This window comes from Variovorax sp. S12S4 (genome assembly GCF_023195515.1).
Lineage (GTDB): Bacteria > Pseudomonadota > Gammaproteobacteria > Burkholderiales > Burkholderiaceae_C > Variovorax.
In genome coordinates this window covers 1709116-1722503 of record NZ_JALPKR020000002.1, presented here as the reverse complement: position 1 = coordinate 1722503, position 13388 = coordinate 1709116, and the positions used below count along the sequence as shown (strand labels likewise).

The window sequence follows — 13388 nt, the reverse complement described above, 5'->3', positions numbered from 1 at the left end:
CGGAACCGCCCTCTCTTTTGCCCGCCCGTCCCGCGCTTGTGCTTACCGGAAGAATTCGAGAATGCGGTTGCGCTCTTCGGGCGGCGGCGGTGGGCCCAGCGGCACGCCCGAGAGTTCTTCGGCCGGCGGCGCCGGTGCCTCGGTGTTTTCGACGCCCAGGCTCGCCACGCCACGGCCCGGCGCGAAGTCGTCGAAGTACCACTCGCCGTCGATGTTGACGACACCCGCGGGCTCGGCAATCTTGCTCACCGGCACGCCCTTCAGCGCCGTCTGCATGTAGCCGATCCAGATCGGCAGGCTCAGGCTGCCGCCGGTTTCGCCGCGCACGCCCAGCTGGCGCGGCGTGTCGTAGCCGATCCATGCAATGCCCACCGTGGTGGGCTGGAAGCCCGCAAACCAGGTGTCGAACGAATCGTTGGTGGTACCCGTCTTGCCGAACAGGTCGTCGCGCTTGAGCGCCTGGTAGGCACGCGCGGCGGTGCCGCCCTTCACCACGCTTTGCAGCAGCGAATCCATGATGAAGGCATTGCGCTCGGGAATGGCGCGGCGGGTTTCGTCGAGCACCGGCGGTTCGGTTTCGAGCAGCACCTTGTCGCGCATGTCGGTCACGCGCGTGACCAGGTACGGATTGACGCGGTACCCGCCGTTGGCAAACACCGAATAGGCGGTGGCCATCTGCATCGGCGTGACCGATCCGGCGCCGAGCGCCATCGGCAGGTAGGCCGGGTGCTTGTCCTTGTCGAAGCCGAACTTGGTGATCCAGTCTTGTGCATACGGCGCGCCGATGGACTGCAGCAGGCGGATCGTCACGAGGTTCTTCGACTTCATCAGCGCGGTGCGCAGCGGCATCGGCCCTTCGAAGCCGCCGTCGAAGTTCTTCGGTTCCCAGGGCTGGCCGCCGGGGGTGCTCGGCTCGAAGTACAGCGGCGCATCGTTCACGATGGTGGCCGGCGTAAAGCCCTTCTCGAGCGCGGCCGAGTAGATGAACGGCAGAAGCTCGAACCCGGCTGGCGCCAGGCCTGCGTGACGTGGTTGAACTTGTTCTTGCCGAAGTCGAAGCCGCCCACCAGCGACTTGATGGCACCGGTGCGCGGGTCCATGGCGATGAACGCACCTTCGACCTCGGGCAGCTGGGTGATCTCCCAGGTGTTCTTGGGTGTCTTTGCCACGCGGATCACCGCGCCGCGGCGGATCTTGATGTTGGGTGGCGCCTTGGCGGCAAGGCCCGATTGCGCGGGCCGCAGGCCTTCGCCTGTGATCTGCACGGTTTCGCCGTTGGCGCGCACGGCCTTGATTTCCTTGGGGCCGGCCTCCAGCACCACTGCCGCCATCACGTCGCCGTTGTCGGGGTGCTCGGCCAGCGCGTCGTCCACTGCCTCGTCGGCTTCCTTGGCGTCGTCCGGCAGGTCGATGAAGCGCTCGGGCCCGCGGTAGGGCTGGCGCCGCTCGTAGTCCATGATGCCCTTGCGCAGCGACTTGTAGGCCGCCGCCTGGTCGGCCGCAACCAGCGACGTGTAGACCTTCATGCCGCTGGTGTAGATGCTGTCGCCGTACTGCGCGTACATCATCTGGCGAACTGTTTCGGCCACGTATTCGGCGTGCAGCCGGTTCGGATCGGCGGCATCGCGCAGGTGCAGTTCTTCCTTCTTGGCTTCGGCCGCCTGCTCGGCGGTAATGAAGCCGGTCTCCTGCATGCGGTCGATCACATAAAGCTGCCTCGCGCGGGCGCGCCGCGGGTTGGCCACCGGGTTGTTGGCGCCGGGCGCCTTCGGCAGGCCGGCCAGCATGGCGGCTTCGGCCGTGGTGATGTTCTGCAGCGGCTTGCCGAAATACGCCTCGGAGGCCGCCGCAAAGCCGTAGGCGCGGTTGCCCAGGTAGATCTGGTTCAGGTAGATCTCGAGAATCTGGTCCTTGGTGAGCTGCTGCTCGAGCCGCAGGGCCAGCAAGATCTCGTAGATCTTGCGGCTCAGCGTGCGCTCGGAGCTGAGGTACACATTGCGCGCCACCTGCATGGTGATGGTCGAGGCGCCCTGCTTGCGGCCACCCTTCAGGCTGGCCACCGCCGCGCGCGCAAAGCCCTTGTAGTCGACACCGCCGTGGTCGTAGAAGCGCGCGTCTTCCACGGCCAGCACGGCGTCCTTCATCACCTTGGGTATGTTGGCAAAGGGCGTGAGCGTGCGGCGCTCTTCGCCGAATTCGCCGATGAGCGTGCCTTCGACCGAATACACGCGCAAAGGCAGCTTGGGCCGGTAGTCGGCAAGCTCCGAGATGTCGGGCAGCCGGGGCGAGATGACGGCCACCGCCACGCCGGCGGCCACCAGCACAACCAGCGCGGCCGAGCCGCCGACGATGGCGCTCCACCGCGCAATGCGCCGCAGCCGCATCGAGCGTTCGGAGCGCGCCGGTTCGGTGGAAGGAGAGGAATCGTCCATGGAAGTCAGTAGTTGAGAAAAAACAGTCGGTAGCGTCAGTTACACGGACGGAGCCACTTCAGGTGAGACTGGCTCGGGTGCTCGGGGGTTCCCCACGGACAACGCGTACCAGTCGACCTTGCGCGTGGCGAGCATCAGCACCGTCAGCATGCCGAATGTCAGCAGGGCGCCGAGCAAAAGGGCATTGCTTTCCGATGCCAGCAGGCCGTAGAGCGCGCCATAGAGTACCGCGACATAGGCCCCGAAGCCCGCGCCGCGTTTCCAGCTTTGCAAAACCGCGCTGAAATAAATGCCGAGCAGCAGCACGCTTGCGCCGGCCGCGCTGGCATAGGCGAGCCAGAACGCCAGCTTCTCGGACAGCGCCAGCAGCAGCAGGAAGAACAGCGCAATCGAGAGGCCCACCAGTCCGTATTGCACCGGGTGCATGCGCTGCCTGCGGAACAGCTCGAACATGAAGGCGGCCATGATCACCAGCCCGATGAAGAGCGCACCGTACTTGCCGGCGCGCGTGCTCATCGAATACACATTGACGGGCTGTGCGAGCGACACATCGAAGGTTTGCAGCGGGCCGAGGTTGCGCGGTGGATGGCCGGCTGTCGCCGCGGGGGCCGCGGCAGTGGCGGTGGCAGCAGCGCTGCGATCGTCCCGATCCGACAGCCCGGCGCGCACCTGCTCGCGCGCCGAGGTCACCAGCGACGACACGCGCCAGTGCGCATCGAAACCCTGCGGCGTCACCTCGCGCTTCGAGGCGAGAAAACGGCCGCCGAAACTCGGGTGCGCCCATGGCGAGCTCAGGTGGGCGGTGGTCTCTTCGGCAATCGGCACCATCGAGAGCGTGTCTTGCCCGACCAGGCCGAGCTTCATTTCGAAAGGCAGCGGCGCCTTCGATTCCCATGCGGCAAGCGCGGCGCCGGTGAGCGGTGCGTGGACCCCGTCGGCCAGCCAGCTGCTGTCCGCCAGGCCGGGCACGCGCTGCCTGAAACGCAGGCCTTCGCCGTTCATCGCGATGGACGGTGAACCGTCGAGCCCGCGCAGATCGCTCACGTAGAAGACGACGAAAGGTGCCTTGAACTCGATGCGTGAATCGGCTTCGCTGTGCGCCACGGAATTGGGATTGAAGGCCGCAAAGCCGCCGCCGAGCGTGGCATTGAGCGTGTAGAACGGAATCTTGAAGATGCCGCGGTAGCGCTCTTGCGGCGTCATCGAACCTTCGATGTGCAGCTTGTCGGGAAACACCGCGTGGGCCATTTCCTTGCTGCGCGCCTCCTGGCCGATCACCTTGCCTTGCGCATCGCGCAGCGGCTCCATCCAGCGCTCCACATACGGCACCAGCAGCACCGGGCCCACCATGGTCTGCGCGCTTGCGTAGGTGGCGGCAAGCTCCGCGGCCGCCTCGCGCTGGCTGTGGCCGCGCTCGCGGTTGATCGAATTGATTTCGGCCAATGGAATGCACAGCAGGAGCGTGAGCAAGAGCAGGCCGGCCACCTTGACCAGCATGGAACTCTGCAAGGCCTTGAACAACTGGAACATGTTTTTTTCTCCTCTTCGATAACGAAGCGGCGATGCTCGCCGTGCAACCCGAAGGCTGTGTGAAGCGCGCCCGCCGGCTGACTTCACTCAGGCTTCACACAAGGCGGCAACCGGCTGCCGCACTTCAAGCAGCCTTCCAATTTCCTTCTCGCGCGGCGTCGACAGTTGCGGCTGTGCAAGTTCGCACGGACACCACTCCACATCGCCATGGACGCCCAAATCTCCACCCGCCCCGGCCGCTGGCTCTGGCTCGCCACCGTGAGCCTGGCCGCCGCTGGCTTCGTCGCGCTCAGCGTGCACCCGGTGCATGCCCAGGAAGCTCCCGGCCCGCGGCTGAAGACCGAGAGCCCGTATTTCTTCGTGAAGAGCGACGACCCCTCCGTCGACCGCCTGCCGCTCAAGGGCACCGAGGTGTCGGTAAAGATCTCGGGCGTCATTGCCGACGTGACCGTGACGCAGACCTACCGCAACGAAGGCCAGCGCGCCATCGAAGCCAAGTATGTTTTTCCGGGCTCGACCAAGGCCGCCGTAAGCGGCCTCAACGTGCGCCTGGCCGACCGGCTCATCACTGCGCAGATCCGCGAGAAGCAGCAGGCGCAGATCGAATACGACACCGCCAAGAAGGAAGGCAAGACCGCCGCGCTGCTCGAGCAGCACCTGCCCAACGTGTTCCAGATGAACGTTGCCAACATCCTGCCGGGTGACGACGTGAAGGTGGAACTGCGCTACACCGAACTGCTGGTGCCACGGTCGGGCAACTACGCCTTCGTGTTTCCCACCGTGGTGGGCCCGCGCTACAACAGTCCGCAGTCGGAGAACGCGCAGGCCCAATGGGTGGCGCAGCCCACGCTGCGTGCGGGCGTGGCGCCCAGCACCCGCTTCACGCTCAAGGCCAGCATCGACACGCCGATGGGCCTGAAGGAAGTGCGCTCGTCGTCGCACACCATCGAGGTGAAGAAGAGCGATGAAGACCGGCACGCCGAGGTGGCACTTGCGGCCGATGGCCGGCCCGCAGACAACCGCGACTTCGTGCTCGACTACCGGCTTGCGGGCGAAAGGATCGAGTCGGGGCTGATGCTCTACAAGGGCCAGGGGCAGAACGCCGATGGAAGCGCGGAAAACTTCTTCCTTGCGATGGTCGAGCCGCCGAAGGCGGTGGCCGCCAGCGCCATTTCGCCGCGCGACTACATCTTCGTGGTCGACATCTCGGGTTCGATGCACGGCTTTCCGCTGGACACCGCCAAGACCGTGCTCGAGCGGCTGATCGGCGGACTGCGCCCGAGCGACACCTTCAACGTGCTGCTGTTCTCGGGCAGCAACAAGATGCTCTCGCCCAAGTCGGTGCCGGCCACGCGCGCCAACATCGAACAGGCGCTGGCCACCATCCAGAACTACAGCGGCAGCGGCAGCACCGAACTGATTCCGGCGCTCAAGCGTGTGTATGCCGAACCGAAGGAAGAGAACGTGTCGCGCACCGTGGTGCTGGTGACGGACGGCTACGTGACCGTGGAGCGCGAGGCCTTCGAGCTGGTGCGCAAGAACCTTTCGAAGGCCAACGTGTTCGCCTTCGGCATCGGTTCGTCGGTGAACCGCAGCCTGATGGAAGGCATTGCGCGTGCCGGCATGGGCGAGCCCTTCATCATCACCGACCCGATCCAGGCGCCGGAGCAGGCCGCGCGTTTCCGCCGCATGGTGGAGTCGCCGGTGCTCACCAATGTGAAGGTGACTTTCGGCGGCCTGGACGTGTACGACGTGGAGCCGCAAGCGCTGCCCGACGTACTGGGCGAACGCCCGGTGATCGTGTTCGGCAAGTGGCGCGCCGATGCCGAGGGCAAGGCCCGTGGCCGCGTGATCGTCGAAGGCCAGGGCGCCAATGGCCCATACCGCCAGGAACTGCGCATCGACCCGCAGATGCGCCAGGACACGGCCGCGCTGCGCACGCTGTGGGCGCGCCACCGCATCCAGAGCCTGAGCGACCAGGAAACCCTGGAGGGCGGCGCTGCCTTCAAGGAGCGCATCACCGAGTTGGGCCTGAAGTACAGCCTGCTGACGCAGTACACCAGCTTCATTGCGGTCGACAAGGTGGTGCGCAACGTTGCGCCGCAGAACAGCGTGGACGTGAACCAGCCGCTGCCCCTGCCCCAGGGCGTGAGCGAACTTGCACTCGGCGCCGAAGTGCCGAGCACGCCCGAACCCGAAACCCTGGGCGCCATTGCCGTGGTGCTGTCGATGCTTGCCATGCTGCGCCGCCGTGCGCGCCGCAACGATCCGCGCCGCTTCACGGCCTGAGCGCGGCAGAAAGGGAAAAAACAAATGTCATTGGCCGCACTTGCCCACCGCCATCCGCGCATCGTGGATTGGGGCATTCACATCGACCGGGCACCGGCCGCCTTCTGGCTGGCGCTGCAATTCGCGGCGCTCGCGCCGACCTGGGCCTGGATGGTCCGGCGCATGCGCGACGGCTCCGACGATCCGCTGGGCCTGCTGGCATTGGCCGCCTTGGCGGCGCTGGCATGGCAGCGGCGGCGCGAACTGCGCGCGGCGCCGCGGCTGGGCTGGCTGGCCCTGGCGGGCGCCGGCACCTTGCTGGCCACGCTGCTGCGCACCGGCGCCGGCGCCCTGCCCGCCTTGCCGCCGCTCGCGGCAAGCCTGATGGCGGTGCTGGCGCTGGCGTGCGGGCTGCTGGCCTTCCTGCCGCGGCGCGTGGCCGCGCTGCCGGTCGTCGGTCTTGCGGTGCTGGCCTTGCCGCTTTTGTCATCGCTGCAGTTCTATGCCGGCTATCCGCTGCGCGTGGTCACGGCCGAGGCGAGCCGCTGGCTGCTGGCCCCCGGCTTCAGCGTGGCGCGCGAAGGCAGCAGCCTCGTGGTCGACGGGCGGCTGGTCATCGTCGATGCGCCGTGCTCCGGCGTGCAGATGGTGTGGCTCGGCTACTTCACGGCCTGCGCCGTTGCGCTCTGGGCGCGGCAGAGCGACCGCGGCTTTTTGCGCCGGCTGCCGATGGTCGGCTTGCTCGTGCTGGGCGGCAACATCCTGCGCAACAGCGTGCTGATTGCCTTCGAGGGCGCGGGGCAGCCGCTGGCGCCCTGGGCGCACAACACGCTCGGCCTGGTGGTGCTGGCGGCCGTGTGCGGCGGCATTGCCCGCCTGATGGTGCCGGAACGCACTTCTGCCGGACTTGCCGACCAGCCGATTCCCGGAATGATCACCACGCAGGGAGGCCGCCATGTCGATACGGTTCCTTGAAAGCTTTTTCGCTAATCACTTCATCAACCGCATCGGCCACAAGACGGCCTTTGCACTCGCGATGCTGCTGTGTCTGCTGTGGTCTACCGCCGCCGCGCTGCGCGCGCCGCAAGAACACGTGGCGGCCGCGGCATCGCATGAGTGGCCGCGCGAATGGGACGGCGTTCCGCTCCGGCCGATGGCGCTGGGCGACGTCGAGCAGCGCTTTGCGGACCGCTTTCCGGGCGCCATCGGCCGCATGACCGACGGCACGCAGATGATCGTGATGCGCGCGGTGAACACGCCGACGCGCATGCTTCATCCGGCCGCCGATTGCTACCGCGCGCTCGGCTATCGCATCGAACAGGCGCGCCTTGAACGCGATGCGCAGGAGCGCTTGTGGCGCTGTTTTGTTGCGCAAATGCACGGAGCGCAAAAGTTCCGCGTTTGCGAGCGCATCGTCGATGCCGAAGGCACGGCTTTCACCGACACTTCAGCTTGGTACTGGGCGGCCGCCAGCGGGCAGTCGACCGGTCCGTGGCAAGCCGTCACGGTGGCGAGACCCTTGTGAGAGTTGTGTGAACAAGACCCTGAGATCTGCGATTTACGGGCTGTTGGCCCTTGTAGTCACTGCAGCGATAGCTATCTTCCTGATAGTGAAGTTCGCCCTCGCGCCCGCACCGGGCGAATGGCGCGGCACGGTCAAGGCCGGTCCGCTGAGTTTCGAAGTCGGCATGCCCACGGCAGTGCGCCTGGCCACTTCTCCATGGCTTGCGCCGCACCTGGACGGTCACGCGCTCGACACTCGCTTCGGCACCGTGCATTTCGCCTGGAAGAACGAGGCCGGCGCGCTCGAATTGCGCTGCGCGCCCTGCACGGTCGAGGTTCCGGCGCTCGGCACGCAGCCGATACGGGTCGAAGGCCTGCTTGCCACCGTCAAGCGTGACGGCAACACCCTGACGGGCATGCTGGAGGCCACACCCCGCAGCGCCGAGGCGTCGGCCGTGATCCACGGCCAGTGGGAAGGCCGTCTCACGCCCAAGAACCTTCTGCTCAGCGCCGACATCAAGGATGCACCCATTGCGCGCTGGTACGCGGTGCTTGCGCCCAACCTGCCCGAACTGCAGCGTGCGCGCATCGGCGGCACGCTGGCGCTGCGCGGGCAGGTCGCGCTGCCTGAGGGCACGTTCGCGGTGGTTCCTGTCGTCAGCCAGTTCACCGTCGAAGGGCTGGGGACCGAAGCCATGCTTGGCGCGCGCACCGGTTGCGGCGCGCCGTCGAAGCTGGCCAACGACAGCTGGCTGGCGCGCGCGGTCATCGCGGCCGAAGACCAGCGTTTTTTCAGCCATGCCGGCTACGACCTGGCGGAAATCGTTGCGTCGCTCGACAACAACCAGAAAGACGGCCAAACGAAGCGCGGCGGCAGCACGCTCACGCAGCAACTGGCCAAGCTGCTGGTGACGGGCAGCGACCGCACGGCGGAACGCAAGCTGCGCGAACTGCTCTATGCGGTCGAAATGGAACAGACGCTCGGCAAGGCGCGCATCCTGCAGCTCTACCTTGATAACGCGCCCTGGGGCGGCAACCTGTGCGGCGCCGAAGCCGCGGCGCGCCGCTACTTCAAGCGCCCGGCACGCAACCTGGAGCCTGCGCAGGCCGTGTGGCTTGCGGCCATGCTGCACAAGCCGCATGCGGTGCTCGAACAATGGCGGCGCGACGGCCGCATTGACCCGGATCGCACCAAGTGGGTGGCCGAGAGCGTGCGCGGCATCAGCCGCAACCAGCGCGAGACGCTGCTCAAGAGTGTGGCGGCCGCCAAATTCCCGGCGCCGGAGGCCGCGCCATGAATGACACCCGCGCGTTCGTGGAGAGCGGCGAGATCGAAGCCATCGAGCGCGCCACCGTCGCCGCTGTGTCGCCCCTTGCCGTCGAGGAGCTCGACGGCTGGCTGTTGCCCTTCGACGATGGCACCGTCAAGCGCGCGAGGTCGGCCGTTCCGCTGCACCGGGGGGCCGTGAGCGACAGCACGCTCGACCGCATCGAGGCCCGCTACGACAGCCACCAGTTCGTGCCCGCGTTCCGCCTGGCTGACACGGCCTGCTTCGACCCGCTGCGGGCCGAACTGGAGCAGCGGCACTACGTGGGCGATTCGCCCACCTGCGTGCAGATCGGCTCCGCAAGGCGCATGCGGCAGGTGGCGTCGGCCGATGCGGCGCTGGCCGACGTCGATGCCGCACCCGACGAGGCGTGGGCCACGCTGTTCCTCGGCGAAGGCTTCGATCCTGTAGACGGTGCGCACCGCGTGCGGGCGCTGTCCCGCGCCAAGGGCTCGCTGTATGCCAGCGTGCGCGAAGGGCGCCGCACCGTTGCGGCGGGCGCCATGGCCTTCAGCCACGGATGGGCGAGCGTGCACGGCATGCGCACCGAGCAGTCGCAGCGCGGCCGGGGCCTGGCCGGGCGCGTGCTGGCCGGGCTGGCGCAGGCCGCGCTCGAACGCGGGTTCGAGCGCGTGTTCCTGCAGGTCGATGCGCACAACATGCCGGCTCACGCGCTCTACCGGCGCGCCGGCTTTTCCACGCAGTGGCAGTACCGCTACTGGCAGCGGCAGCAGTGGCCGCGCTGATTTCGTAACCTGAAACCGGCACCCCCACGGGTGGCGCGGTCGGGTCGTTAGTGCCACCATGGCCGCATGAAGAACGCAAACCACCCGACCGATCCCGTGGCCACGCCGCGCGGCATCGACCACATCGTGGCCGGTGTTTCGACCAGCGATGGCGACGGCGTCAAACTCACCCGCGTGCTGCAGCAGCCGCTGCAGAAGCGGCTCGACCCCTACCTGATGCTCGACGCCTTCGGCAGCGACAACCCGGGCGACTACATCGGCGGCTTTCCCAACCATCCGCACCGGGGCTTCGAAACCGTGACCTACATGATTGCGGGCCGCATGCGCCACCGCGACAGCGCGGGCCATGAGGGGCTGCTGCAAAACGGCGGCGTGCAATGGATGACGGCCGGCCGCGGGCTGGTGCACAGCGAGCTGCCCGAGCAGGAAGAAGGCCTGATGGAAGGCTTTCAGCTCTGGCTCAACCTGCCCGCCAGGGACAAGATGCGCGAGCCCTGGTACCGCGACATCCAGAGCGAGGAAATCCCTGAATACACCACCGCCACGGGCGTTCACGTGCGCGTGATCGCGGGCGAAAGCCACGGCATCGAAGGCGCGGTGCGGCGCGAGCACACCGAGCCGCTGTACCTCGACCTCAGCCTGCCGCCCGGAGCCGAGTTTGCGCAGCCCTTGCCTAACGACCACAACGCACTGGTGTACGTGTACCGCGAGTCGGTGTGGATTGCGGGCAGCGAGGTGCCGACGCGCCGCATGGCCATTCTGGCGAACGACCCGGGCAGCGACGGCGTGGTGCTGCGCGCGGGTGCCACCAACCACAGCCCGGCGCGCGTGCTGCTGATTGCCGGCAAGCCGCTGAACGAGCCCATTGCCCAATACGGCCCCTTCGTGATGAACACGCAGGAGCAGGTGAAAGAGGCCGTGCACGATTTTCAGAACGGCAAATTCGGATGACGCTGTAGTCGAAGGCCTACCGAAAATCGGCACCGTCCGCAGGTCACAGGGGCGCGGGCTCGGCATAGATTGCGGTCATGCCCTCCAGCACGACCCCTCCGACAGCCGCGACCAAATCCCCCAGAGTCCGCAAGGGCCAGGCACCCGAGACACTGAAGCGGGAGCAGTTTCACGAGCGCTTCATGCAGCCTTTTCGCGACCCGGCCTTCGAAGCCGAGAAAGAAGCGTTGCAGCGCATCGAGCTCGTTGCGTGGGAGGCCTACCAGGAAGGCCGCAAGGCGCCCGTCACGCGCAAGGCCGGCGCGGGCTATGCCGACCCGGACTACGACCTCTCCGTCGACTGGCTCGAAGCCAAGGCGCGTATCGACGCGGCCCAAGCATCCTGGCGCAGTCCTCAGACGCGGTCGCGCGTGCTGCTGGTCAACGGCTCGCCGCGCAACGACGGCACCTGCCCTGGCGAAATTTCGAAGACGTGGCGGCTGGTGCAGCTCGCGCGCGAGGTGCTCGAGGGCTGCGGCATCGAGACCGACGTGCTCGACCTGAGCCTGCTCACCTCCGACTACGGGCGCCACATCCATCCGTGCAAAGGCTGCGTTTCCACCGCCATGCCGCTGTGCCACTGGCCCTGCAGCTGCTATCCCAACCACTCGATGCGCCAGACCGGCGACTGGATGAACGAGATCTACGAACGCTGGGTGGCCGCGCACGGGGTGATCGTGTTCACGCCCACGCACTGGTACCAGTCGGCCAGCCCGCTCAAGCTCATGATCGACCGGCTGGTGTGCGCCGACGGCGGCAACCCCGATCCCACCAGCACCCACGGCAAGAAGCCCGAAGAAGCCAAGGCCCTCGAGCTCGAGGGCTGGGGCTATCCCAAGCACCTCGAAGGCCGCGTCTACGGCGTGGTGGTGCATGGCGACGTGGCCGGCGTGGAGAGCGTGCGCCGCAACCTGTCGGACTGGCTCGACTGGATGGGCCTGATCGATGCCGGCTCGCAGGCCCGCTTCGACCGCTACATCGGCTACTACGAGCCCTATGCCACCAGCCACGACGCCCTGGACGCCGATGAGGACGTGCAGGAGGAGGTGCGCAACGTGGCGCGCGCCGTGGCGCTGGCGGTGGGCGAGATGCGCACCGGCAAGCTGCAGTCGCCCGACCGTGGATTGAAGCCCCCAAGGCCCAAATAAATCACGCCCGGAGCGGTGAGGTCCGTGCGGTTCATGATTCTTTACGCACGCTCACTTTCGGCTCACCTGGGAGATACAGAGGTCTTCCACACTTCGCTTCACCTGCTGCCCATTGGCGGCGGGCTTCTTCGAAAGGAAGCACTTCTCATGATCTCTCTTCGCCAACGCATCGTCTGGGCCAGCCTTCTCGGCTCGGCCGCCCTCGCCTCTTCGGGTGCCTTTGCACAGGCCCCGGCTGCGCCCGCGACCTCCGCCGCTCCGCCCGCCGCCGTTGCGCAAGCCGATGGCGCGGCACCCAAGGCACAGCACAAGCGCATGGACCCGGCCCAGCGCATGGAGCGCATGCAAGAGCACCGCGCCAAGCGCCTGGCCGCGCTGAAGGAAAAGCTCAAGCTGACTTCCGCACAGGAAAGCGCGTGGGCCAGCTTCACGACGGCCACCCAGCCGCCGGCCGGTGCCCGCCCGCAGCGCTTGGACCGCGCGGAATTTGCCAAGCTCACCACGCCCGAGCGGCTGGAGCGCATGCAGGCCCGCCAGGCCGAGCGCAGCGCAAGGTTCGCCAAGCGCGCCGAAGCCACCAAGACCTTCTATGCCGCGCTGACGCCCGAGCAGCAGAAGACCTTCGACGCGGAAACAGTGCATGCCGGCATGCACGGGCACCGCGGCCACCGTGGTCATCACGGCCATGGCGACGCCGGCCACACCGCGGCAGCCGCCAAGAGCTGAGCCCCGCATTCGTGACGGCGCCTGACAAGGCGCACGCATGAAAAAGCCCGCAATGCACTCGTGCATCGCGGGCCTTTTTTCGTACACGGACGCTTACTGCGGCGTGCCGGTCTTCTCGGTCGGGTTCGTCGGCACGTCGGGCCTTTCACCCTTCTGGCCGAACTGCGGCTTGGTCTTGCGGGCCTGCTGGCTGACCTCGGCGCGCGACATTGCGCCCGTGGGTTGCGGCATGGCATTGGGCTGCGCGTTCACAGTGGTGCTGGCTTCGCCCTTGGGCACCGGGTTGTTGACGTTGTTGCGGTTGTGGGCGCGGGCCTCGGCCTTCACCGCTTCGCGCGAATTGGGCATGCTCGCATCGGGCCGCTGCGGCGGGTTGGGCACGCCGGAGGGCGTTTGCGTGCTGGCCTGGCCGCCCACGGCCGGATCGGGCTGCGCGGGTATTGATGTGGCTTGCGCCATGGCGGCGCCGGTGGCGGCCATCAGGCCGGCCAGCACCGTGGCGTGAAAGACTGCGTGCTTCATGGTGTGTTCCTTTGCTTGTCTCTGCGGATGAATGAAGTGGAAAGGCGGGCCGTTTCCTGACCCTGAATTCACCGTAGGAGGCCCGCCATGGCCCCTGTGTCGGGGTGCGGCAGGCCTGCCTGTAGGAGCCGGCCCCCCTGTCGCGAAGGCCGGAGGCAAAGGTGGCAAGAAGGTGGCGCGTTCCTACAGGCGCGG

The 13388-nt window shown here is 67.2% G+C and carries 10 protein-coding genes and 1 pseudogene; 8 read left to right on the top strand and 3 right to left on the bottom strand.

Features of this window, described 5'->3' with window-relative positions:
* Nucleotides 1-42: 42 nt before the first annotated feature.
* Both M0765_RS08735 and creD read right to left on the bottom strand, forming a co-directional pair.
* Nucleotides 43-2432: pseudogene (locus M0765_RS08735) on the bottom strand (penicillin-binding protein 1A).
* A 39-nt stretch (nt 2433-2471) separates the two neighbouring features.
* The gene (gene creD, locus M0765_RS08730; RefSeq protein WP_258503156.1) at nt 2472-3962 is read right to left on the bottom strand and encodes a cell envelope integrity protein CreD; all 1491 of its coding nucleotides are present in this window, start codon (nt 3960-3962) and stop codon (nt 2472-2474) included.
* Between the two features lie 207 nt (nt 3963-4169).
* Between creD and M0765_RS08725 the strand changes: the two genes are divergently transcribed.
* From M0765_RS08725 to M0765_RS08690, 8 genes are all read left to right on the top strand, one after another.
* A complete protein-coding gene (locus M0765_RS08725) occupies nt 4170-6251 on the top strand; it encodes a VIT and vWA domain-containing protein (protein WP_258503154.1) in 2082 nt (693 codons plus the stop codon).
* A gap of 24 nt (nt 6252-6275) precedes the next feature.
* A complete protein-coding gene (xrtQ, locus tag M0765_RS08720) occupies nt 6276-7205 on the top strand; it encodes an exosortase Q (RefSeq protein ID WP_258503152.1) in 930 nt (309 codons plus the stop codon).
* Nucleotides 7186-7755, top strand: coding sequence for a hypothetical protein (locus M0765_RS08715; protein WP_258503150.1), 570 nt, complete (start codon nt 7186-7188; stop codon nt 7753-7755). Before xrtQ ends, M0765_RS08715 begins: the two co-directional genes overlap by 20 nt.
* An 85-nt stretch (nt 7756-7840) precedes the next feature.
* Entirely contained in the window at nt 7841-9031 is a 1191-nt protein-coding gene (locus M0765_RS08710) for a biosynthetic peptidoglycan transglycosylase (protein ID WP_258503149.1), read from the top strand.
* A complete protein-coding gene (locus M0765_RS08705) occupies nt 9028-9807 on the top strand; it encodes a GNAT family N-acetyltransferase (RefSeq protein WP_258503148.1) in 780 nt (259 codons plus the stop codon). Before M0765_RS08710 ends, M0765_RS08705 begins: the two co-directional genes overlap by 4 nt.
* 66 nt (nt 9808-9873) lie before the next feature.
* Nucleotides 9874-10758, top strand: coding sequence for a pirin family protein (locus M0765_RS08700; protein ID WP_258503147.1), 885 nt, complete (start codon nt 9874-9876; stop codon nt 10756-10758).
* Between the two features lie 77 nt (nt 10759-10835).
* Entirely contained in the window at nt 10836-11945 is a 1110-nt protein-coding gene (locus M0765_RS08695) for a flavodoxin family protein (protein ID WP_258503146.1), read from the top strand.
* 147 nt (nt 11946-12092) lie between these two features.
* Complete coding sequence (locus M0765_RS08690) at nt 12093-12671, top strand: Spy/CpxP family protein refolding chaperone (protein ID WP_258503145.1); 579 nt, start codon at nt 12093-12095, stop codon at nt 12669-12671.
* Nucleotides 12672-12764: 93 nt separating this feature from the next.
* On the opposite strand, the gene M0765_RS08685 is transcribed toward M0765_RS08690, so the two are convergent.
* Nucleotides 12765-13193: a serine/threonine protein kinase gene (locus M0765_RS08685; protein WP_258503144.1), complete on the bottom strand. Its 429-nt coding sequence runs from the start codon at nt 13191-13193 to the stop codon at nt 12765-12767.
* Between the last annotated feature and the right edge of the window lie 195 nt (nt 13194-13388).